The following is a 22,100-nucleotide window of genomic DNA, read 5'->3' on the forward strand; positions in this document are numbered from 1 at the left end:
GCCGGAATCCGGCCCTTTTTTGCATCAGGAGACATTACTCGTCAGCGTCGTCCGCTACGTCATCGTCGGTGTCGGCTTCCGGCGCGATATCCTCATCGCCTTCCGCGACGCTACCGTCGATGGAGTCGAGCTCTTCATCATCCACTGGCTCGGCAACGCGCTGCAGACCCACCACGTTTTCATCTTCCGCTGTACGGATGAGGATCACGCCCTGGGTGTTACGACCCACCACGCTGATCTCAGACACGCGGGTACGCACCAGCGTACCGGCATCGGTGATCATCATGATCTGGTCCGCATCGTCCACCTGCACCGCGCCGACAACGGAACCGTTGCGCTCGGTCACCTTGATGGAGATGACGCCCTGCGTGCCGCGAGACTTGGTTGGGTATTCCCCTTCCGCCGTACGTTTACCGTAACCATTCTGCGTCACGGTCAGGATAGCCCCTTCACCGCGCGGAATAATCAGAGAAACAACGCTGTCTTCGCCAGCCAGCTTGATACCACGCACGCCCGTCGCGGTACGACCCATCGCACGAACGGCGTCTTCTTTGAAGCGCACCACTTTACCGGCAGCAGAGAACAGCATCACTTCATCGGAACCGGAGGTCAGATCCACGCCAATCAGCTCGTCGCCTTCGTTCAGGTTTACGGCGATAATACCGGCAGAACGCGGACGGCTGAATTCGGTCAGCGCGGTTTTCTTCACGGTACCGCTGGCGGTCGCCATAAAGACGTTCACGCCCTCTTCGTACTCGCGTACCGGCAGGATAGCGGTGATACGTTCGTTCGCTTCCAGCGGCAGCAGGTTAACGATTGGACGACCACGCGCGCCACGGCTTGCTTCCGGCAGCTGATAGACTTTCATCCAGTACAGACGACCGCGGCTGGAGAAGCAGAGGATCGTGTCATGGGTGTTCGCCACCAGCAGGCGGTCAATGAAGTCTTCTTCTTTAATACGTGCTGCAGATTTGCCTTTACCGCCACGACGCTGTGCTTCGTAGTCGGTTAAAGGCTGATACTTCACGTAGCCCTGGTGAGACAGGGTCACAACAACGTCTTCCTGGTTGATCAGGTCTTCGATGTTGATGTCCGCGCTGTTGGCGGTGATTTCGGTGCGGCGCTCGTCGCCGAACTGATCGCGGACCAGCTCCAGCTCTTCGCGGATCACTTCCATCAGGCGCTCTGCGCTGCCCAGAATGTGCAGCAGCTCAGCAATCTGTTCCAGCAGCTCTTTGTATTCGTCGAGCAGTTTTTCATGCTCAAGGCCGGTCAGTTTCTGCAGACGCAGATCCAGAATCGCCTGGGCCTGCTGTTCCGTCAGGTAGTACTGACCGTCACGCACGCCGAACTCAGGTTCCAGCCACTCAGGACGCGCCGCGTCATCGCCCGCACGTTCCAGCATCGCGGCGACGTTGCCCAGATCCCACGGACGGGAAATCAGCGCAGTTTTCGCTTCCGCCGGGGTTGGCGCACGACGGATCAGTTCGATGATCGGGTCGATATTGGCCAGCGCAACCGCCAGCGCTTCAAGGATGTGCGCACGGTCGCGCGCTTTGCGCAGTTCGAAGATGGTACGACGGGTCACCACTTCACGGCGGTGACGGACGAACGCGCTCAGGATCTCTTTCAGGTTCATGATCTTCGGCTGACCATGGTGCAGTGCAACCATGTTGATACCGAAGGAGACCTGAAGCTGCGTCTGGGAGTACAGGTTGTTCAGGACAACCTCACCCACCGCGTCGCGTTTGATCTCAATCACGATGCGCATACCGTCTTTGTCAGACTCGTCACGCAGCGCGCTGATGCCTTCAACACGTTTTTCTTTTACCAGCTCGGCGATTTTTTCAATCAGACGCGCTTTGTTCACCTGATACGGGATCTCGTGAACAATGATGGTTTCACGGCCGGTTTTGGCATCCGCTTCCACTTCGGCGCGGGCACGGATGTAAATCTTGCCGCGGCCGGTACGGTACGCTTCTTCAATACCGCGACGACCGTTGATGATCGCCGCCGTCGGGAAGTCCGGGCCCGGAATGTGTGTCATCAGCCCTTCAATGCTGATGTCTTCATCATCGATATAGGCCAGACAGCCGTTGATCACCTCAGTGATATTGTGCGGCGGAATGTTGGTTGCCATACCGACCGCGATGCCGGACGAACCGTTCACTAACAGGTTCGGGATCTTGGTGGGCATCACATCTGGGATGCGCTCGGTGCCGTCGTAGTTATCGACGAAATCAACGGTCTCTTTTTCCAGGTCGGCCATCAGCTCATGAGCGATTTTCGACATACGGATTTCCGTATAACGCATCGCTGCAGCGGAGTCGCCGTCGACTGAACCAAAGTTACCCTGGCCATCTACCAGCATGTAGCGCAAGGAGAATGGCTGCGCCATACGAACGATGGTGTCATAAACGGCGGTATCACCATGCGGGTGATATTTACCGATGACGTCACCGACGACGCGGGCAGATTTTTTATAGGCTTTATTCCAGTCATTGCCCAATACGTTCATGGCGTATAGTACGCGACGGTGTACCGGCTTCAGGCCATCGCGGACGTCCGGCAGCGCACGGCCAACAATGACCGACATCGCATAGTCCAGATAGGAGCTCTTCAGCTCTTCCTCGATGTTAACCGGTGTAATTTCTCTCGCAAGGTCGCTCATCTAACCGCTATCCCTCTACTGTATCCCGGATTCAAAGGTCGCAAATTATAACACAGCCGAGGTGATTGAGGTAAACCTATACGCTTTATTCACAGGGATTGCCTGATATACTCATTCGTCTTGCTAAATAAGGAGTAAAAGCGCCCATGAATGCCGAAAAATCCCCGGTGGCTCACAACGTTGACCACGAAGAGATTGCCAAATTTGAAGCGGTGGCGTCCCGCTGGTGGGATCTGGAAGGTGAGTTCAAACCGCTGCACCGTATTAACCCGCTGCGTCTGGGCTATATTGTGGAGCGTTCCGGCGGTCTGTTCGGTAAAAAAGTGCTCGATGTCGGCTGCGGCGGCGGTATCCTGGCGGAAAGCATGGCGCGCGAAGGGGCGAATGTCACGGGCCTGGATATGGGTTTTGAACCGCTGCAGGTTGCCCGTCTTCACGCGCTGGAGTCTGGCATACAGGTAGACTATGTGCAGGAAACCGTGGAAGAACACGCGGCAAAACATGCCCATCAGTACGACGTGGTGACCTGCATGGAGATGCTGGAGCACGTTCCCGATCCGCAATCCGTGGTGCACGCCTGTGCAAAACTGGTGAAACCGGGCGGCCAGGTCTTCTTCTCAACCCTCAACCGCAACGCTAAAGCCTGGCTGATGGCCGTCGTCGGCGCGGAGTATGTGCTGCGCATGGTGCCGAAAGGCACGCATGACGTGAAGAAATTCATCAAGCCGGCGGAGCTGTTAAGCTGGGTTGACCAGACGTGGCTCAAGGAGCAGCACATCACCGGCCTGCACTACAATCCGCTGACCAACAAATTCAAACTCGCACCGGGCGTTGATGTTAACTATATGTTGCACACAACCGCCAAAAACGACTAACGTCATTCGTTATTCTTATAAAGATTGCGCGACATCATGTTGCGCAATTCTGACCTCCCGTTGAAGAAATCAGCACTCGATCAAATTTTGAATTTTTTTTCTTAATTATTGACATGTCTTCCAGGCCTTACGGTACGAGGACTTAGCCTTTTTTACCCTTTCACAACCTCAATTTAACGTCAAAATCAACCCTTGTGCTGAAAAGATTCGATACTAGAATACTCACCATATAGCGTTTTTCTTATCGCAAACCCCCTATATGTAGTATTTATCCACAGAGTTAGTCACAAGACGGTTCTGTGGATAAGCGGGGGATATTTTTTATTTCACGGACAGGTAAAACCCACATGAATCAGAGTCTGCTGGTGACAAAGCGCGACGGTACTACCGAGCGTATCAATCTGGACAAAATCCATCGAGTTCTCGACTGGGCAGCAGAAGGACTGAACAACGTATCTATCTCCCAGGTTGAACTGCGTTCTCATATTCAGTTCTACGACGGCATCAAAACGTCTGATATCCACGAAACCATCATCAAAGCGGCGGCGGACCTGATCTCCCGCGAAGCACCGGATTATCAGTACCTGGCTGCACGTCTGGCGATTTTCCACCTGCGTAAAAAAGCCTACGGCCAGTTTGAGCCGCCGAAGCTTTACGATCACGTGGTGAAAATGGTTGAGCTGGGCAAATACGACACGCATCTGCTGGAAGACTATACGGAAGAAGAGTTCGAGCAGATGAACGGGTTTATCGATCACTGGCGCGACATGAACTTCTCCTACGCGGCGGTGAAGCAGCTCGAAGGCAAATACCTGGTTCAGAACCGTGTAACCGGTGAGATCTACGAAAGCGCCCAGTTCCTCTACATTCTGGTGGCCGCCTGCCTGTTCTCAAACTACCCACGTGATACCCGTCTGGATTACGTGAAGCGTTTCTACGATGCGGTATCGACGTTCAAGATTTCTCTGCCTACGCCAATCATGTCTGGCGTGCGCACCCCTACCCGCCAGTTCAGCTCCTGCGTGCTGATCGAGTGTGGTGACAGCCTGGATTCCATCAACGCCACCTCCAGCGCCATTGTGAAATACGTTTCCCAGCGCGCCGGTATCGGCATCAACGCCGGCCGCATTCGTGCGCTGGGCAGCCCGATTCGCGGCGGTGAAGCGTTCCACACCGGCTGTATCCCGTTCTATAAGCACTTCCAGACGGCAGTAAAATCCTGCTCTCAGGGCGGCGTGCGCGGCGGTGCTGCGACCCTGTTCTACCCAATGTGGCACCTGGAAGTGGAAAGCCTGCTGGTTCTGAAAAACAACCGTGGTGTTGAAGGCAACCGCGTGCGTCACATGGACTACGGCGTGCAGATCAATAAGCTGATGTACACCCGTCTGCTGAAGGGCGAAGACATTACCCTGTTCAGCCCGTCCGACGTCCCGGGCCTGTACGACGCGTTCTTCGCCGATCAGGACGAGTTCGAGCGTCTGTACACCAAATACGAAAAAGACGACAGCATCCGCAAGCAGCGCGTGAAGGCGGTCGATCTGTTCTCCCTGATGATGCAGGAACGTGCCTCTACCGGCCGTATCTACATCCAGAACGTTGACCACTGCAACACCCACAGCCCGTTCGATCCGGTCGTTGCGCCAGTGCGCCAGTCTAACCTGTGCCTGGAGATCGCCCTGCCGACCAAACCGCTGGAAGATGTGAACGACGAAAACGGTGAAATTGCGCTGTGTACGCTGTCCGCATTTAACCTGGGCGCAATTAAGAGCCTGGACGAGCTGGAAGAGCTGGCCGTGCTGGCAGTTCGTGCCCTCGACGCTCTGCTGGACTACCAGGATTACCCAATCCCGGCAGCGAAACGCGGTGCGATGGGCCGCCGTACCCTGGGTATAGGTGTGATCAACTTCGCCTACTGGCTGGCGAAAAACGGCAAGCGTTACTCTGACGGCAGCGCTAATAACCTGACGCACCAGACGTTCGAAGCCATTCAGTACTACCTGATGAAAGCGTCCAACGAGCTGGCGAAAGAGCAAGGCGCGTGCCCGTGGTTCAACGAGACCACCTACGCGAAAGGCATTCTGCCGATCGACACCTACAAGAAAGACCTGGATGCGATTGTCAGCGAGCCGCTGCATCTCGACTGGGAAGGCCTGCGCGAGTCCATTAAAACGCACGGCCTGCGTAACTCCACGCTCTCTGCCCTGATGCCGTCTGAGACCTCTTCGCAGATCTCTAACGCCACCAACGGCATTGAGCCACCGCGCGGCCACGTCAGCATCAAAGCCTCGAAAGACGGCGTGCTGCGTCAGGTGGTGCCGGATTACGAGACGCTGGGTGACAACTACGAGCTGCTGTGGGAAATGCCAAACAACGACGGTTACCTGCAGCTGGTGGGTATCATGCAGAAGTTTATCGACCAGTCGATCTCTGCCAATACCAACTATGACCCGACGCGCTTCCCGTCAGGCAAGGTTCCGATGCAGCAACTGCTGAAAGACCTGCTCACCGCCTACAAATTTGGCGTGAAAACCCTGTACTATCACAACACCCGTGATGGTGCGGAAGACGCGCAGGACGACCTGGTACCGTCAATTCAGGACGATGGCTGCGAAAGCGGCGCATGTAAGATCTAAGCACTTCGCCGGGTGGCGCTACGCTTACCCGGCCTACGGTTTTGTAGGCCCGGCAAACGCAGTGCCGCCGGGCAATAAAATCTCAACAGGACTCACCGCAATGGCATATACCACCTTTTCACAGACGAAAAACGACCAGCTCAAAGAGCCGATGTTCTTCGGCCAGCCGGTCAACGTGGCACGCTACGATCAGCAAAAATATGACATCTTCGAAAAGCTGATTGAAAAGCAACTCTCCTTCTTCTGGCGCCCGGAAGAAGTGGACGTCTCCCGCGACCGTATTGATTACCAGTCGCTGCCGGATCACGAAAAACATATCTTCATCAGCAACCTGAAGTACCAGACGCTGCTGGACTCCATTCAGGGCCGTAGCCCGAACGTGGCGCTGCTGCCGCTGATCTCGATTCCAGAACTGGAAACCTGGGTGGAAACCTGGGCGTTCTCCGAGACGATCCACTCCCGCTCTTATACGCACATCATCCGCAACATCGTGAACGATCCGGCGGTGGTGTTTGACGATATCGTCACCAACGAGCAGATCCAGAAGCGCGCGGAAGGCATTGCCCATTACTACGACGAGCTGATCGAGATGACCAGCTACTGGCATCTGCTGGGCGAAGGCACCCACCACGTGGATGGCAAAACCATCACCGTGAACCTGCGTGCGCTGAAAAAGCAGCTGTACCTGTGCCTGATGAGCGTCAACGCGCTGGAAGCGATCCGCTTCTACGTGAGCTTCGCCTGCTCCTTCGCCTTTGCCGAGCGTAAGCTGATGGAAGGCAACGCCAAGATCATCCGTCTGATTGCCCGTGATGAAGCCCTGCACCTGACCGGTACCCAGCACATGCTGAACCTGCTGCGCAGCGGCACGGACGATCCTGAGATGGCAGCAATCGCCGAAGAGTGCAAGCAGGAGTGCTACGACCTGTTCGTGCTGGCGGCCCAGCAGGAGAAAGAGTGGGCAGACTATCTGTTCCGTGACGGCTCCATGATTGGCCTGAACAAAGACATCCTGTGCCAGTACGTGGAGTACATCACCAACATCCGCATGCAGGCTGTCGGTCTCGACCTGCCGTTCCAGACGCGTTCTAACCCTATCCCGTGGATCAACACCTGGCTGGTGTCCGATAACGTGCAGGTCGCGCCGCAGGAAGTGGAAGTGAGTTCTTATCTGGTCGGTCAGATTGATTCTGAAGTCAACACCGACGACCTGAGCGATTTCCAGCTCTGATGACGCGCGTCACGCTGAGTCTTTCGGGTACAGAAGTGCTGTGCCAGGAAGAGCACCCTTCCCTGCTGGTGGCGCTTGAAGCGCATCAGGTGGAGGTCGAGTACCAGTGTCGTGAAGGCTATTGCGGCTCCTGCCGCTGCCGTCTGGTCGCCGGCCAGGTGGACTGGCTGACCGAACCGCTGGCCTTTATCAACGAAGGGGAAATTTTGCCCTGCTGCTGCCGGGCAAAAGGCGATATCGAGATCGAGATGTGAGTGTGTCGGGTGGCGCTTCGCTTACCCGACCTACAAAACCGCAGTTCGTAGGCCGGGTAAGGCGCAGCCGCCACCCGGCAATTTCAGCGTTAATCCTTCAAAAAGCTCACCGCTTTATCCGGGAAATCCGTAAACAGTCCGTCCACGCCCGCCTGCTTATACAACACCTCATAAAGCTGATTCACATCCGTGGCATACGGCGGCAGCTGGTCTGCACGCACGGTGTACGGATGCACCTGCATCTTGCTGGCATGCGCCTCTTTCACCATCGCCGTCAGCTTCACGTGGCCCGGCGTTGAGCCTTCCGCCACCAGCATATGGTAATCAGGCCCAATGCCGTCGGCGTACTGCGCAATCTGCTTCATCGCGCCCGGCTTAAACATCCAGTCGTAGCTGTAGTTCACCCACGTCCCGTCCGGCTGCTTCTCCTGGGTTTCATTCCAGTCAGTGTAGGCAATCAGCTGCACCAGGTTGAGGTTCATGCCCATCTTCGGCTCCAGCTCGGTTTTGATGCGCTTCAGCTCGGCGGCATCAAAACACTGCAGGTAGACCTTGTCCTTCTTGCTGGTGTAGCCGTACTGTTTCAGCACCTCCAGCGTCTTCGCGGCAATGTCCTTCCCTTCCTGATGGTGGAACCACGGCGCTTTGATTTCCGGATAGATGCCGATGTTTTTACCGGTTGAGTGGTTCAGCCCCTGAACAAACTCAATCTCTTCCTGGAAGGTATGGATCCGGAAGTCAGATTTGCCCATCGGGAAACGTCCCGGATAGACCTGCACCTTCTTGCCGTTTTCAATCTCGAAGCCTTCGGTAAACTTCAGAGAGCGGATCTCCGCCAGCGTGAAGTCAATGGCGTAGAAGCGGCCATCTTTGCGGGCGCGGTCCGGGAAGCGCTCCGCCACGTCCGTCACGCGGTCAAGATAGTGATCGTGCAGGACGACCAGCTGGTCGTCCTTCGTCATCACCAGATCCTGCTCCAGATAATCCGCGCCCTGCGCATAGGCCATCGCTTTCGCCGGCAGCGTATGCTCCGGCAGATAGCCGCTCGCGCCGCGGTGGGCAATAACGATTTTATCCGCCGCCAGCGCGGAGCCGGTCATCAGGCCCGCCAGCAGCAGGCCTGTCGCTAACTGAGTTAATTTCATCGCAAAGCTCCTTATTGACGACGTGCCAGCACTTCAGCGTGGTGACGTTTTTCCCCGATCATCACAACAATCAGCAGCAGTACCGCCAGCACGCTACCGCCGATCATCACCATAAAGCCGCCGTCCCAGCCGAAGAAGTCAACGGTGTAGCCCACAATGGCGCTCGCCGCGACCGAACCGCCGAGGTAGCCGAACAGGCCGGTAAAGCCCGCCGCCGTGCCCGCCGCTTTTTTCGGCGCCAGCTCCAGGGCATGCAGACCGATCAACATCACCGGACCGTAAATCAGGAAGCCGATGACGATCATGCAGGCCATATCTACTGATGGGTTGCCCGGCGGGTTGAGCCAGTACACCACGGTCGCGATGGTCACCAGCGTCATAAAGAACACGCCCGTCGCACCGCGGTTACCTTTAAACACTTTGTCCGACATCCAGCCGCAAAGCAGCGTGCCCGGGATCCCGGCATATTCATACAGGAAGTACGCCCAGGAGGATTTATCCAGCGCGAAGTGCTTCACCTCTTTCAGGTAGGTTGGCGACCAGTCGAGGATGCCGTAGCGCAGCAGGTAAACGAACACGTTCGCGACCGCGATGTACCACAGCAGCTTGTTCGGCAGCACGTACTTCATGAAGATCTGTTTTGCGGTCAGCTCTTCTTCATGTTCCTTGCTGTAATCATCCGGATAGTCGTTTTTGTACTCTTCAATCGGCGGCAGGCCGCAGGACTGCGGCGTATCGCGCATCAGAGCGAAGGCAATAATCGCCACCAGAATGGCGCCAAAGGCAGGCATGTAGAGCGCCGCGTGCCAGTCGTTGAACCAGGCCATCCCCAGCAGGAACAGCAGAGGCGGAATACCGCCGCCCACGTTATGGGCGCAGTTCCACACCGACACGATGCCGCCGCGCTCTTTCTGCGACCACCAGTGCACCATGGTACGCCCGCACGGCGGCCACCCCATCCCCTGGAACCAGCCGCAGAGGAACAGCAGCACGAACATGATGGCAATGCTGGAGGTTGCCCACGGCACAAAGCCCATGAACAGCATGACCGCGGCCGCCAGGATCAGACCGGCGGGCAGGAACACGCGCGGATTCGAGCGATCCGACACGGAGCCCATGATGAATTTGGAAAAACCGTAGGCGATAGAGATCCCCGACAGCGCGAACCCCAGATCGCCGCGGGAAAAGCCCTGCTCCACCAGATACGGCATGGCGAGCGCGAAGTTTTTACGTACAAGGTAGTACGCCGCGTACCCGAAGAAGATCCCCAGGAAGATTTGCCAACGCAGACGGCGATAGAGCGGATCTATTTCTGCCTCTGGCAGACGCGCCCTGTGGGGCGCAGGTTTGAAGATACTGAGCATAACAGCCTCCGTGGCCTTGAAATGAATGAGCAGGTGGCTCGCACCTGAATTCCAGAGGCGGGGATGTTAAGAAATCACGGTGATTGTTACTGTGAATCAACGCACAGATTGTTACAGAAATATGACAGAATGCGCAAAAAAGCGCATGAAATCACGTTTCACTTTCGAATCCTGCGCGTTTATGTTCGAAATCAAACAAACCACAAAATTAATATGGCTAAATGATAAAAAACGAACATAGAGGGTAAACAATGACCAGTCACGATCCTCGTTATAGTGATGTGATAATCATTGGTGGTGGCGCAACCGGCGCCGGGATCGCGCGCGATTGCGCCCTTCGCGGCTTAAGCGTCACGCTTCTGGAACGCCATGATATCGCCACGGGCGCAACCGGGCGTAACCACGGCCTGCTGCACAGCGGCGCCCGGTATGCGGTCACCGACGCGGAATCCGCACGCGAATGTATTGCTGAAAACCAGATCCTCAAGCGTATCGCCCGACACTGCATTGAACCGACCGACGGCCTCTTTATTACCCTTCCTGAAGATGACCTCGCCTTTCAGGACACCTTTATTACCGCCTGCGGCGCCGCGGGCATTCAGGCTGAAGCCATGGATCCGGCGCTGGCGCGTAGGCTGGAACCGTCAGTTAACCCGGCGCTTATCGGCGCGGTGAAAGTCCCTGACGGCACCGTCGATCCGTTCCGCCTGACCGCCGCCAACATGCTGGACGCCCGGGAGCATGGCGCACATATCCTCACCGGGCACGAAGTGACCGGCCTTATCCGCGAAGGCCATCGCATCTGCGGCGTGCGGCTTTTTAATACGCAATACAATGAGCACAGCGAGCTGTATGCCACCGTGGTGGTCAACGCGGCGGGGATCTGGGGGCAGCGGATTGCGGAATACGCTGACCTGTCGGTGCGCATGTTCCCGGCGAAAGGCTCGCTGCTGATCCTCGACCACCGCATCAATAACCACGTGATCAACCGCTGCCGCAAACCGTCTGACGCCGATATTCTTGTGCCGGGAGATACCATTTCGTTAATCGGGACGACCTCAACCCACGTGGACTACAGCGAAATTGACTACAACCGCGTCACCGCTGAAGAGGTGGATATCCTGCTGCGCGAAGGGGAAAAACTGGCGCCGGTGATGGCGCAGACGCGCATTCTGCGCGCCTACGCGGGCGTGCGTCCGCTGGTCGCCAGCGACAACGATCCGAGCGGACGTAACGTCAGCCGGGGCATTGTGCTGCTCGATCACGCCGCGCGCGACGGCATGGACGGGTTTATCACCATCACCGGCGGCAAGCTGATGACCTATCGCCTGATGGCCGAGTGGGCAACCGATGCCGTCTGCCGCAAGCTGGGGAATACCAGGCCGTGCGTGACGGCAGAACAGCCGCTGCCGGGATCGCGCCAGTCCACCGAAAAAACGCTGCAAAAAATCATCTCTCTGCCCGCGCCGCTGCGCGGGTCCGCAGTATACCGCCACGGCGACAGAACGCCACCGTGGCTCGGTGAAGGACGAGTAAGCCGCAGCCTCGTGTGCGAGTGCGAAGCCGTCACCGCCGGTGAGGTGCAGTACGCGGTGGAGAACCTGACGGTCACCAGCCTGCTCGATCTTCGCCGACGCACTCGCGTCGGAATGGGCACCTGCCAGGGCGAGCTGTGCGCCTGTCGCGCCGCCGGGCTGTTGCAGCGTTTTCACACCACCACCGCTACCCAGTCGCTCGATCAGCTCAGCGCGTTTTTAAACGAACGCTGGAAAGGCATACAGCCTGTCGCCTGGGGCGATGCCCTGCGTGAAAGTGAATTTACCCGCTGGGTCTACCAGGGGCTTTGCGGTCTTGAGAAGGAGCAACACGATGAAATTTGATACCGTGATTGTCGGCGGCGGGCTGGCGGGCCTGCTCTGCGGCATTAAGCTCACGAAGCAGGGGCTGCGCTGCGCGATTATCACCCGGGGGCAGAGCGCCCTGCACTTCTCGTCGGGCTCGCTGGATCTGGTGGACGAAGCGTACCGCGATAAGCTGCCGCCGGAGCACCCGTATCACCTGATTGGCGCGCAGCATATTGACCGCTTTGCGCTGGAGACCGAAGCGCTGCTGGCAGACTGCGGCGCACGTCTGCAGGGCAGCGCCCGGCTCAATCACCAGCGCGTCACGCCGCTCGGCACCCTGCGTTCGGCGTGGCTCAGCCCGGAGGAGGTGCCCGTTGCCCCCATTCGCGCGGAACGCGTGCGGGTGGTAGGGATTAGCGGCTTTCTGGATTTCCAGCCCCATCTCGCGGCGGCGTCGCTTTGTCGCCAGGGCGTTAACGCCGAAACGGCAGAGATAGAACTGCCTGAGCTTGATGTCCTGCGCGATAACCCGAGCGAGTTTCGCGCGGTGAATATCGCCCGTTTTCTGGATAACGAAGAGAAATGGCCGCTGCTGTATGACGCCCTCAGGCCGCTTAGCGACAACTGTAACGCCCTGCTGATGCCCGCCTGCTTCGGTTTACGCGACAACCGGCTCTGGCGCTGGCTCTCGGATCGTCTGCCCTGCTCGCTCGGCCTGCTGCCCACGCTGCCCCCGTCCGTGCCCGGCATCCGCCTGCACACCCAGCTCCAGCGCCAGTTTGTTGCCCAGGGCGGCGTGTGGATGGCGGGGGATGAGGTGAAGAAAATTACCCTGGTGGACGGCGCGGTAAGCGAAATCTGGACGCGAAACCACGAGGATATTCCGCTTCGCGCCCGCTATACGGTGCTGGCAAGCGGCAGTTTCTTCAGCAACGGGCTGCTGAGCAGCCGGGAAGGCATTCGGGAAGCCATTATGGGGCTGGATGTTCGCCAGCGAGCCTCCCGCGCGGACTGGTATCAGAGTGATTTCTTCTCGCCGCAGCCCTGGCAGCAGTTCGGCGTGATTGTCGATAACCACCTGCATCCGCAGCTTTCCGGTAGGCCCGTCAGAAATCTCTTTGCCATCGGTTCGCTGCTGGGCGGGTACGATCCCATTACCCAGGGATGCGGTGGCGGCGTCTGCGCCGTCACGGCGCTGTATGTGGCAGAGCAGATTAGCCAGCGCACGGAGGCTGAACAATGAACGACACCCGTTTTGAAAGCTGCATCAAATGCACGGTGTGTACCACCGTCTGCCCGGTCAGCGGCGTGAACCCAGGCTATCCCGGGCCTAAACAGGCCGGGCCGGACGGCGAGCGCCTGCGCCTGAAGGACGGCAAGCTGTACGATGAAGCCCTGAAATACTGCATCAACTGCAAACGCTGCGAAGTCGCCTGCCCGTCGGATGTGAAAATCGGCGATATTATCCAGCGCGCCCGGGCGCGCTACAGTACGCAAAAGCCGTCGCTGCGGGACGCGATTCTGAGCCACACCGATCTGATGGGCAGCGTCTCTACGCCGTTTGCCCCGCTGGTGAATGCCGCGACCGCTCTCAAACCGGTGCGCCAGCTACTGGATGCCACGCTGAAGATAGACCATCACCGCAGCCTGCCGAAATATTCTCACGGCACCTTCCGCCGCTGGTATAAATCCGTGGCGGCGGAACAGGCGCAGTACGCCGAGCAGGTGGCCTTTTTTCACGGCTGCTATGTGAACTACAACCATCCGCAGCTGGGTAAAGATCTGCTGAAGGTGCTGAACGCCATGGGAACCGGCGTACAGCTGCTTAGCAAGGAAAAGTGCTGCGGCGTGCCGCTGATTGCTAACGGGTTTACCGATAAAGCGCGCAGGCAGGCTCAAAGCAATGTCACCTCCCTGCGCGAAGCCATCGTCGACAAAGGCATACCGGTGCTGGCGACCTCGTCCACCTGTACCTTCACCCTGCGCGATGAGTATCCGCATCTGCTGGACGTGGACAACACCGGCCTGCGAGAGCACATCGAGCTGGCAACACGCTTCCTGTGGCGCAAGCTGGACAGCGGGCAGAGGTTGCCGATGGGGAAATTGCCGATGAAAGTGGTGTACCACACGCCGTGTCATATGGAGAAGATGGGCTGGTCGCTCTATACGCTGGAGCTGCTGCGGTTAATCCCGGGGCTGGAGCTGACGGTGCTGGACTCGCGCTGCTGCGGGATTGCGGGAACCTACGGCTTTAAGCGTGAAAACTACGAAACGTCGCAGGCGATCGGCGCTCCGCTGTTCCGTCAGATCGAGGAGAGCGGCGCGGATATCGTGGTAACGGACTGCGAAACCTGCAAGTGGCAGATTGAGATGTCCACCAGCAAGCGCTGCGAGCACCCGATTACGCTGCTGGCAAAGGCGCTCGGCTAAACATGGCCGGGGCGAAAGGCCCCGGCACAGGCGTTACTCCACGAACAGCGACTCAACCACGTTAATCCAGCCGTGTTCGCTGGCCACCTCTTTGCCATTCAGCCAGCGGCGCAGCATGTTCAGCGCCATCATGGCGCACACCTCCTGACGCACCGCCAGGCTGTGGCGGGTAATGCTCATTTTTACCCGCAGGGCGTGGGTGCCCTCGGGCGTCGCCAGCGCGAAGTTGAGGTGTTCTTCATCCAGCCCGCCGACAAACAGCGCCAGACCGGCAAAATGCTTCACCCTTCTCTCGGACGCCCAGCGGGCGGTCTGCGCCAGGGTCTCCTGCTGGAACGGCACCACTTCGCTCGCCAGCAGCGGCGCGTTGACGCGCGACAGCTGAAGTGCCAGCAGGCCACCGGTGAACTGCTCGCTTAAGGTCACGCTCAGTTGACGCGCCTGCAGCTGCTTCGCAATCTGCGCGGGCAACCCTTCCGTACCTTCAAAGATCAGGCTTTCGCCCGCCACGCGCTGCACCTCGGGCCACAACGCCAGCATCGCCTCTTTCTGTTCGGCCGGGCCTGTCAGCTTAAGTTCAATGATCGGCATGGAGGAGCGATAGCCCATGGACACGCCCGGCGGCAGAGGAAGGTGATCGAGGCTCTGGGCCAGATCGCTTTCCGAGCGGCCAAAGGTGGTCAAACGCAGGCACAGCGGCGGTTCCGGCAGGGTAAAACGATCGCGAAGGCGCGGCAGGATCTGCTGCTCGACCATCACTTTAAATTCTGAGGGCACGCCCGGCGTGAAGAACATCAGGCAGCGGTTAAGTTGCATGGCAAACCCACACGCGGTACCGACCGGGTTATCGACCAGTTCAGCACTGGCGGGAATTTCAGCCTGTTTGCGGTTGCTGGGGGCCATGACGCGGCCACGTTCGGAGAAAAAACGCGCCATCTGCGAGAGCCACGCCTCATGCAGCACCAGCCCTTCGCCTTTTGCGGTCGCGGCGGCCAGGGCACTGAGATCGTCACTGGTGGGGCCGAGCCCGCCGTTCACAATCAGCACGTCGCACTGTTCACTGCGCTCGCGCAGAACAGCGACCAGTGACTCAAGATTGTCGCCCACCGTATTGCGGCGCGTTAACGGTAATCCTTGCTCAAAGAAAAGATCGGCCAGCCAGGCAGCATTGGTATCAATAATTTGTCCATGCAGCACTTCGTCGCCGGTGGATAACATCTCCACGTTAATCATTGTGTTCTCCCGCTTATTTGGTCAAAACACTATAGCGCAAACGCGGGGTGGAGCAGAGAGAAACTGGCGCGACAGCATGCCGCGCCGGAGAGATTAGAAGCCTGCGCTGACGCCCACGTACGGGCCGTCGGCCAGCGCGTTATCGCGGTTGCCGTCTTTGCCGGCCAGGTTCAGATAGCGATAGCCTGCTTCGATGGTGATTGGACGCATGATGGTCCAGCGTGCGCCAGCGTTGGCCTCTTCATAGCTGTCGATACCGCTCGAGAGGGAGTCTGGAGAGTAGTAGTACTCACCAAACAGGCCAAAGCTGTCGCCAATTTTCCACTGCAGACCGCCGCCCACTGCCGCCGCATACCCTTCATCACCGTCGTTTGGGTTGGTGTAGATACCTTTACCGCCGACGGTCGCCAGGAACGGGCCAAGAGGAACGTTGAGACCCAGGCCGAGGCTGGCCGCGTCGCCGTCGTCATCGTTATGCGTCCAGCCGCCGGTCATCGCCAGACCGGATGTCTCGGTACCCATGCCAAAGCCCAGGTGGGTATAATCCTGACCCGCCGAGCCGTTAATGCTAATGGCGTTCGCCGCCGCAGATACAACCATCAGGCCGAAGCCCAGTAATGCCACTTTTTTCATTGTCGTGATCCCGCACAATTTTTATAGAGAAGTCCCAAAACCGCGAGATTTTAACCTGGGTCTTTCGGGGATCAAGCACTCTGCGTGCGGCCGGTCAGTAGATTGTAACTATTTGAAACGGCTATTATCCCTTCAGCGTTGCGTTAACCCATTCCTGCAGCGCGCGGCGCGAAACTTTAATGCCGCCATTTTTGAGTTCAGTCGGCAGCAGCAGCCAGCGGACGGGTTGCTCAAAACGCGCCACCTTGTCCCTGACCCAGTTGGGTAAGCAGGTGATATCCGTTCCCGGCTCGCACTCCACGACCGCCACCGGGCGTTGCCCGAATTCAGCGTCGTCCAGCGGAACGATAAACACCTGGTTAACCTGCGGGTGCGTGGCGATAACGCGCTCCAGCGATTCCGGCTGGATCCCTTCTCCGCCGCTAAAAAAGAGGTTGTCCATGCGGCCAAGGATCGTCAGACGGCCGTCATGCCATTCGCCGCGATCGCGTGTGGCGAACCATCCCTGCGCGTTGGTCAGCGGAATCAGTTCGCCATCCCGCCAGTAGCCTGAGGCCATGCTTTTCGCCCGGATCCAGACTTCACCGTTAACGACCTGCACCTCTCTGCCCGGCAGCGCACAGCCCACGTCCGGCTCGCCGTCCGCCTCTTTCGCACAGACGGTAGAGGCAAACTCGGTCAGACCGTAACCGCAGAAGGTGCGTATATCCTGCTCTCGCGCCTGTTCGGTCAATTCAACAGGGATGGCCGCCCCGCCCAGCAGCACCGCTTTCAGTGCGACAGGCTGGTGGGCATTCAGCAAGCGCCAAAGCTGGGTTGGTACCAGCGAGGCGTGGGAGCAGCCGCACAGCGCCTGCTCCAGAGGCTGTTTCTCGCGTACGGTTAACCGCGCGCCGGCCTGCAGCCAGCGCCATAAGATCCCCTGGCCGGAAACGTGAAACAGCGGCAGCGAAAGCAGCCAGTCGTCGTCTTCACCGTAGGGCATCAGCGCCAAAACGCCGCGCGCGCTGGCAAGGTGGGCCTCGCAGGTATGGACCGCCGCCTTCGGCAGCCCGGTGGAGCCGGAGGTCAGCGTCATGGAGGCCAGCCGCGCCGGTTGCCACGCAGCGCAATACGCATCGGCTGTCTCGCGCATGCACAGGGCAGGAAGAGCGTCGTAGCTGCCGCCCAGCACCAGCGCAAAGCGCAGCGTCATCTGCGGGAGCAGCACGTCCAGCAGCGGGCGCGGTAGCTGCGGATTAGCGGGAAGAATACGCGCCCCGCACTGGAGCAGCGCCAGCCACGCCAGCAGGGTTTGCGGATGATTATGGGCCTGCAGCAGCACGCCGCAGCCCTCCTCCACCCCCTGCCGGTGAAAGCCTGCCGCAAGGCTGTCGATGCGCGCGCATAGCTGTTGCCAGCTGAGCACCTCGTCGTTCAGCCTCAGGGCCGGTTTATCGGCAAACAGCGCGCACCAGTGTCGCCACGGCCAGTCGGTAAAACTCATCGCAACGGCTCCAGCGCCGCGACGTCGAGGCACGGCAGCGCGCTGTCCGGCCACGGGCGGAGAAGCTGAGCCTGCATCAGGTTCAGCGTGTCGAGGCCAGGAACCGTATCCGGCGTTAGCCAGGCGGCCACGCGCGCCAGCTGGGTTAGCCCAAGGCTGGACTCAATCGACGAGCTGATCACCGCCGTCAGCCCTAAGGCATGCGCCGCCGCGACCTGCTCGCGCACTTTCGCCAGGCTACCGGTCAGCGTCGGTTTAATCACCACCGCGCTGACGCCGGGCTCTGCTGCAAATTCAAAATCGGCCTCGCGCAGGCTTTCATCCCAGGCGATGGCAATCCCCGTTTCGCGGGCAAACGCGCGCGAATCCTCGCGGGTTTTGCACGGCTCTTCCAGGAAGGCAATGCGGCTCCGGTAGGCCGGGTTGACGTACTTCGCAAACTGCTGCGCCTTAAGCGGCGTCCAGGCGCGGTTGGCGTCCAGACGCAGATGCAGATCGGGGATCGCCTCCAGCAGCAGGTTGGCGACCATGCCGTCGCGCACCGCTTCATAGAGCCCGACTTTGATTTTCGCCACCTTCTCGCCCGGCATGGCGGAGAGCAGCGCGAACAGCTCGTCCGGATCGCCCGTGCAGAGCGGCGCCGCGCGGTAATTCCCCGCTTCCGGCAGGCTGCCGTCCAGCTCCGCCAGCGCGCAGCTGATACCAAAGGCCGCGGAAGGCACCTCCGGCAGCGCCGGATTTGCACCCTCGCGCCACGCGTCCGCCCACGCCAGCAAGGCCGTCTGAGCGTCATCCAGCGACTCGAGGCTAAAGCCCGGCAGAGGCGAAATCTCGCCCCAGCCTTCCCGCTCGCCCTGCTGCAGATGCACGAAGAAGCCGTCACGGGTTTTTAACCGCCGTTCACGCAGCACCACGCCCGCGTCCATCGGTATCTGCCAGCGGTAAACCTGCGCGCGACGCATTACGGATTCCGTTTGTATTTGCTGAAGTCCGGCTGGCGTTTTTCGTTAAACGCGTTGCGCCCTTCCTGACCCTCTTCGGTCATGTAGAACAGCATGGTGGCATTGCCCGCCAGCTCCTGCAGACCCGCCTGACCGTCACAGTCGGCGTTGAGTGCCGCTTTCAGGCAGCGCAGCGCCATCGGGCTGTTTTGCAGCATTTCACGGCACCAGCGCACGGTCTCTTTTTCGAGCTCGGCAAGCGGCACCACGGTGTTCACCAGGCCCATATCCAGCGCTTCCTGCGCGTTGTACTGACGGCACAGGAACCAGATTTCGCGGGCTTTTTTCTGACCGACGATGCGCGCCATGTAGGAGGCCCCCCAGCCGCCATCGAAAGATCCCACTTTCGGGCCCGTCTGGCCAAAGATGGCGTTCTCGGCGGCAATGGTCAGGTCGCACATCATGTGCAGCACATGGCCACCGCCGATAGAGTAGCCCGCCACCATCGCCACCACCGGTTTTGGACAGGTGCGGATCTGACGCTGGAAATCGAGGACGTTCAGGTGATGCGTACCCGCGTCGTCCTGGTATCCGCCGTAGTCACCGCGCACTTTCTGATCGCCACCGGAGCAGAACGCTTTCTCGCCTTCGCCGGTCAGGACAATCACGCCGATGTTGTCGTCGTAGCGCGCATCCGCCAGGGCCTGAATCATCTCTTTCACGGTCAGCGGACGGAAGGCGTTACGCACCTGCGGGCGGTTGATGGTGATTTTGGCAATGCCGTCGGTGGATTTGTGGTAACGAATGTCGGTGTAGCCTTCGGAGCAGTCCTGCCATTCAACCGGAGCGTAAAGCATGTGTTCATCAGGGTAGATCATAGAGTGTCCTTTATTCGAAGACGCAGTATCTGAGCCAGACTTGCCGCAACCGCATCGGGGTTTTCCCGGTGGGCGTTGTGTCCGGCGTTGGGAATTGCATGGCGAACAGCATTCAGCTCCGCGGCAAGGGCCGCAAACTTCTCATCACGTTCGCCATAGAGATAATCAAAAGAGAAATCGCGCGCGCTCAGGGCAGCACGCAGGTCGGGCTGCACAGCCAGCGACGTTGCCTCGAGCATCATCGCCAGCGCCGCGCCGCTGTTCTGGCTGCGCAGGGTGATCAGCGCGTCGCGCTGGACGTCCGTCAGGGAGGCAAACACGGGCTGTTGGTACCAGTCAGCGAACACCTTATCCAGCGGTTCGTTGCGAAAACGTGCTGCCCAGCGGCGGTCGGATGCCAGCCGCGCCTGTCGCGCATCGGCATCCTGCAGGCCAGGATGTCCCCCTTCTACCGTCAGGCCCAATAGCCCCTTTGGCTGCTGGCAGGCATGGAACATCGCAATGCGGCCGCCGAGGGAGTACCCGACGAGCCAGAATTTCAGTATGTTGTAACTAATCAGAGTTCGGGTGAGCAACGCGCTCATCTCGTCGAAGCCCTCGACGCCCAGGTGCCGGGATCCACCGTGACCCGGCAGATCCAGATACAGCCGGGGGTAGTCACAGAGTCGCTCCCCAATACCCTGCCACTCGCGGCAATCGCCGGAAAAACCGTGCAAAAAGACCAGCCAGGGATAGCCTGGTTTTCCGGCCTGCTGCACGCCCGAGAGGATCACAGCTGGCTCACCTGCGCCAGCAGGCTTTGCAGGGTCTGCGCACCGTCAGCCTCGTTCACCACCAGCTCAATCAGCGTCGCGCCGGGCTGTTTCCAGGCTGTACCGAGCGCGGCACCCAGCTGTTCCCAGCTTTCCGGGCGATGATATTTCAGGCTAAACATCGCCGCGGCGTGTTCGAACTGCACGTTCTGCGGCATCAGATAGAAGCGCTCGCGCTCGCTCTGCGGCGTAGGCAGCAGGGAGAAAATCTGCCCGCCGTTGTTGTTGACCACAATCAGCACGAACGGGGCTGACGCCTGACGCAGCAGCGCCAGCGCGTTGAGATCGTAGAGCGCGGAGAGATCCCCCACGATGGCCAGCGTCGATTTCGCGCTGGCGCGCTGCACGCCTGCTGCCGTGGAGATCAGCCCGTCGATGCCGCTGGCGCCACGGTTGCTGTACACCGGGTAACCTGCTGGCAGCTGTGAAAAGGCGTCTATCAGCCGCACGACCAGGCTGTTGCCGACAAACAGCTGCCCCTGCTCGGGCAGGTACTGGCGAATACGGTGCGCCAGCCCGGCCTCGCTGAACGCTTCACAGCGCGCATGGGTCAGTTCCCACGCCTGACGCGACAGGTCCGGGAGGGTAACCGCCCAGGGTTTGCGTTTTTCAGCCGGATGGAGCGCCAGCCAGGCGTCGATACGGCTGACCAGACGACGACCGCGATGGTGCGCCGGGTCAAGACGCCCTTCCAGCGCGTCCACCAGCCAGTATTCGTCCGGTGTGCAGGTGGCCTGCCACTGCAGTAACCGTTTGCCGGTTAAACTCGATCCAAGCTGGACCACAATCTGCGCCTGCGACAGCTCGGTGACCGCTTTGGCATTACCCAGCCAGAGATCCGCGCACGGCAGCGGCTGCCCGGTCTGGGAAAGCACATCGCCTATCAGCGGCCAGCCCAGGGTTTGCGCCCACTCGGCGACCAGCTTGCCTTCGGCGGCGCTCATGCGCCCGGCGATAACCACGCCGCGCTTCTGCCGCCAGAAGAACCAGTCGCGCTGTTTCGCGCTCTCAAGGTGCGTCTGCTCGCGCAGCCACGGTTTCTCACTCTGCCACCAGTCGCCGAGGGTCTGCTGCCAGTCAAGACCCGTATCGTCCAGCTCGCCGTACAGGGGCTCGGCAAACGGGCAGTTAATATGCAGCGCCCCGCTGCGCAGCGTCTCCATGGCATGATCGACGGTGGAGACCAGCCAGCTTGCCGGAATATCCTGGGTGGGACGGGGCAGCGAAATCGTCTGCGAAGGATGCGAAGAAAAGAGTCCCGGCTGACGGATGGCCTGATTGGCGCCGCAGTCGATAAGCTCAGGAGGACGATCGGCCGTCAGCAGAATCAGCTTTTCACCGGTTAACCCGGCTTCAATCAGAGCCGGATAGAGGTTCGCCACGGCAGTACCGGAAGTGACAATCACCGCCACAGGTTCTTTGCTGACCTTCGCCAGACCCAGCGCGAGATGCCCGAGGCCACGCTCATCAAAGTGGGTGTGATGAATCAACGCCCGGTTTTCGGCGGCCGCCAGCGTCAGCGGCGTTGAGCGAGAACCCGGTGCAATACACACGTGCCTGACGCCGTGGCGCGTCAGGGCTTCAAGGATCACCGCCGCCCAGCGTCGGTTAAAAGAACTTACTGACATGAGATTGTCCGGTATCAAGAATGCGACACAGTATAAATAATA

General features: G+C 59.3%; 17 protein-coding genes. 7 read left to right on the top strand and 10 right to left on the bottom strand.

From position 1 onward, the window contains the following. Nucleotides 1–34: 34 nt before the first annotated feature. Entirely contained in the window at nt 35–2,671 is a 2,637-nt protein-coding gene (gene gyrA / locus F3J31_RS04910; protein ID WP_048224205.1) for a DNA topoisomerase (ATP-hydrolyzing) subunit A, read from the bottom strand. A gap of 146 nt (nt 2,672–2,817) precedes the next feature. Between gyrA and ubiG the strand changes: the two genes are divergently transcribed. From ubiG to yfaE, 4 genes are all read left to right on the top strand, one after another. Beyond that, a complete protein-coding gene (ubiG, locus tag F3J31_RS04915; RefSeq protein ID WP_167211662.1) occupies nt 2,818–3,546 on the top strand; it encodes a bifunctional 2-polyprenyl-6-hydroxyphenol methylase/3-demethylubiquinol 3-O-methyltransferase UbiG in 729 nt (242 codons plus the stop codon). A gap of 347 nt (nt 3,547–3,893) precedes the next feature. Further along, a complete protein-coding gene (nrdA, locus tag F3J31_RS04920) occupies nt 3,894–6,179 on the top strand; it encodes a class 1a ribonucleoside-diphosphate reductase subunit alpha (RefSeq protein ID WP_045908710.1) in 2,286 nt (761 codons plus the stop codon). Nucleotides 6,180–6,279: 100 nt separating this feature from the next. Beyond that, nucleotides 6,280–7,410 carry a class Ia ribonucleoside-diphosphate reductase subunit beta gene (gene nrdB / locus F3J31_RS04925; protein ID WP_045908711.1) on the top strand — a complete coding sequence of 377 codons (1,131 nt, stop codon included), beginning with the start codon at nt 6,280–6,282 and terminating at the stop codon, nt 7,408–7,410. Continuing rightward, complete coding sequence (gene yfaE / locus F3J31_RS04930) at nt 7,410–7,664, top strand: class I ribonucleotide reductase maintenance protein YfaE (RefSeq protein ID WP_025757202.1); 255 nt, start codon at nt 7,410–7,412, stop codon at nt 7,662–7,664. The genes nrdB and yfaE overlap by 1 nt, the downstream gene beginning before the upstream one ends. Nucleotides 7,665–7,753: 89 nt before the next feature. Here the strand turns inward: yfaE and glpQ are convergent, their stop codons facing one another. Next, on the bottom strand, nt 7,754–8,809 hold the full coding sequence (gene glpQ, locus F3J31_RS04935) for a glycerophosphodiester phosphodiesterase (RefSeq protein WP_167211665.1): 1,056 nt from the start codon (nt 8,807–8,809) through the stop codon (nt 7,754–7,756). A gap of 11 nt (nt 8,810–8,820) precedes the next feature. Then, complete coding sequence (gene glpT, locus F3J31_RS04940) at nt 8,821–10,173, bottom strand: glycerol-3-phosphate transporter (RefSeq protein WP_045354273.1); 1,353 nt, start codon at nt 10,171–10,173, stop codon at nt 8,821–8,823. 251 nt (nt 10,174–10,424) lie between these two features. Here glpT and glpA point away from each other — a divergent pair, with 251 nt between their 5' ends. The 3 genes from glpA to glpC are packed head-to-tail and all read left to right on the top strand — an operon-like array spanning nt 10,425 to nt 14,447. Further along, nucleotides 10,425–12,053 (top strand): anaerobic glycerol-3-phosphate dehydrogenase subunit A, encoded by a 1,629-nt coding sequence (gene glpA / locus F3J31_RS04945; RefSeq protein ID WP_167211668.1) that lies wholly within the window; start codon nt 10,425–10,427, stop codon nt 12,051–12,053. Next, complete coding sequence (gene glpB / locus F3J31_RS04950; RefSeq protein ID WP_167211671.1) at nt 12,043–13,260, top strand: glycerol-3-phosphate dehydrogenase subunit GlpB; 1,218 nt, start codon at nt 12,043–12,045, stop codon at nt 13,258–13,260. Before glpA ends, glpB begins: the two co-directional genes overlap by 11 nt. Then, the gene (glpC, locus tag F3J31_RS04955; protein WP_167211674.1) at nt 13,257–14,447 is read left to right on the top strand and encodes an anaerobic glycerol-3-phosphate dehydrogenase subunit GlpC; all 1,191 of its coding nucleotides are present in this window, start codon (nt 13,257–13,259) and stop codon (nt 14,445–14,447) included. The genes glpB and glpC overlap by 4 nt, the downstream gene beginning before the upstream one ends. Nucleotides 14,448–14,480: 33 nt before the next feature. On the opposite strand, the gene F3J31_RS04960 is transcribed toward glpC, so the two are convergent. The 7 genes from F3J31_RS04960 to menD all read right to left on the bottom strand — a co-directional run bounded on the left by F3J31_RS04960 (nt 14,481) and on the right by menD (nt 22,058). After that, entirely contained in the window at nt 14,481–15,680 is a 1,200-nt protein-coding gene (locus tag F3J31_RS04960) for a nicotinamide mononucleotide deamidase-related protein YfaY (RefSeq protein ID WP_045908716.1), read from the bottom strand. Between the two features lie 93 nt (nt 15,681–15,773). Further along, a complete protein-coding gene (locus tag F3J31_RS04965; protein WP_023616384.1) occupies nt 15,774–16,313 on the bottom strand; it encodes a YfaZ family outer membrane protein in 540 nt (179 codons plus the stop codon). Nucleotides 16,314–16,437: 124 nt separating this feature from the next. Further along, nucleotides 16,438–17,799: an o-succinylbenzoate--CoA ligase gene (gene menE / locus F3J31_RS04970; RefSeq protein WP_167211676.1), complete on the bottom strand. Its 1,362-nt coding sequence runs from the start codon at nt 17,797–17,799 to the stop codon at nt 16,438–16,440. Beyond that, nucleotides 17,796–18,761, bottom strand: a complete 966-nt coding sequence (gene menC / locus F3J31_RS04975) for an o-succinylbenzoate synthase (protein WP_167211679.1) — start codon at nt 18,759–18,761, stop codon at nt 17,796–17,798. Before menC ends, menE begins: the two co-directional genes overlap by 4 nt. After that, on the bottom strand, nt 18,761–19,618 hold the full coding sequence (gene menB, locus F3J31_RS04980) for a 1,4-dihydroxy-2-naphthoyl-CoA synthase (protein ID WP_039023994.1): 858 nt from the start codon (nt 19,616–19,618) through the stop codon (nt 18,761–18,763). The genes menC and menB overlap by 1 nt, the downstream gene beginning before the upstream one ends. After that, a complete protein-coding gene (gene menH, locus F3J31_RS04985) occupies nt 19,615–20,391 on the bottom strand; it encodes a 2-succinyl-6-hydroxy-2,4-cyclohexadiene-1-carboxylate synthase (protein ID WP_167211682.1) in 777 nt (258 codons plus the stop codon). Before menH ends, menB begins: the two co-directional genes overlap by 4 nt. Next, nucleotides 20,388–22,058: a 2-succinyl-5-enolpyruvyl-6-hydroxy-3-cyclohexene-1-carboxylic-acid synthase gene (menD, locus tag F3J31_RS04990; protein ID WP_063622166.1), complete on the bottom strand. Its 1,671-nt coding sequence runs from the start codon at nt 22,056–22,058 to the stop codon at nt 20,388–20,390. Before menD ends, menH begins: the two co-directional genes overlap by 4 nt. Nucleotides 22,059–22,100 lie beyond the last annotated feature (42 nt).

It is taken from the genome of Enterobacter sp. Acro-832, assembly GCF_011752745.1.
GTDB classification, from domain to species: Bacteria; Pseudomonadota; Gammaproteobacteria; order Enterobacterales; family Enterobacteriaceae; genus Enterobacter; species Enterobacter quasiroggenkampii.

Excerpts from the sequence above, each read along its gene's own strand:
- gyrA (WP_048224205.1), bottom strand. The coding sequence starts at position 2,671 with ATGAGCGACCTTGCGAGAGAAATTACACCGGTTAACATCGAGGAAGAG.
- ubiG (WP_167211662.1), top strand. The coding sequence starts at position 2,818 with ATGAATGCCGAAAAATCCCCGGTGGCTCACAACGTTGACCACGAAGAG.
- nrdA (WP_045908710.1), top strand. The coding sequence starts at position 3,894 with ATGAATCAGAGTCTGCTGGTGACAAAGCGCGACGGTACTACCGAGCGT.
- nrdB (WP_045908711.1), top strand. The coding sequence starts at position 6,280 with ATGGCATATACCACCTTTTCACAGACGAAAAACGACCAGCTCAAAGAG.
- yfaE (WP_025757202.1), top strand. The coding sequence starts at position 7,410 with ATGACGCGCGTCACGCTGAGTCTTTCGGGTACAGAAGTGCTGTGCCAG.
- glpQ (WP_167211665.1), bottom strand. The coding sequence starts at position 8,809 with ATGAAATTAACTCAGTTAGCGACAGGCCTGCTGCTGGCGGGCCTGATG.
- glpT (WP_045354273.1), bottom strand. The coding sequence starts at position 10,173 with ATGCTCAGTATCTTCAAACCTGCGCCCCACAGGGCGCGTCTGCCAGAG.
- glpA (WP_167211668.1), top strand. The coding sequence starts at position 10,425 with ATGACCAGTCACGATCCTCGTTATAGTGATGTGATAATCATTGGTGGT.
- glpB (WP_167211671.1), top strand. The coding sequence starts at position 12,043 with ATGAAATTTGATACCGTGATTGTCGGCGGCGGGCTGGCGGGCCTGCTC.
- glpC (WP_167211674.1), top strand. The coding sequence starts at position 13,257 with ATGAACGACACCCGTTTTGAAAGCTGCATCAAATGCACGGTGTGTACC.
- F3J31_RS04960 (WP_045908716.1), bottom strand. The coding sequence starts at position 15,680 with ATGATTAACGTGGAGATGTTATCCACCGGCGACGAAGTGCTGCATGGA.
- F3J31_RS04965 (WP_023616384.1), bottom strand. The coding sequence starts at position 16,313 with ATGAAAAAAGTGGCATTACTGGGCTTCGGCCTGATGGTTGTATCTGCG.
- menE (WP_167211676.1), bottom strand. The coding sequence starts at position 17,799 with ATGAGTTTTACCGACTGGCCGTGGCGACACTGGTGCGCGCTGTTTGCC.
- menC (WP_167211679.1), bottom strand. The coding sequence starts at position 18,761 with ATGCGTCGCGCGCAGGTTTACCGCTGGCAGATACCGATGGACGCGGGC.
- menB (WP_039023994.1), bottom strand. The coding sequence starts at position 19,618 with ATGATCTACCCTGATGAACACATGCTTTACGCTCCGGTTGAATGGCAG.
- menD (WP_063622166.1), bottom strand. The coding sequence starts at position 22,058 with ATGTCAGTAAGTTCTTTTAACCGACGCTGGGCGGCGGTGATCCTTGAA.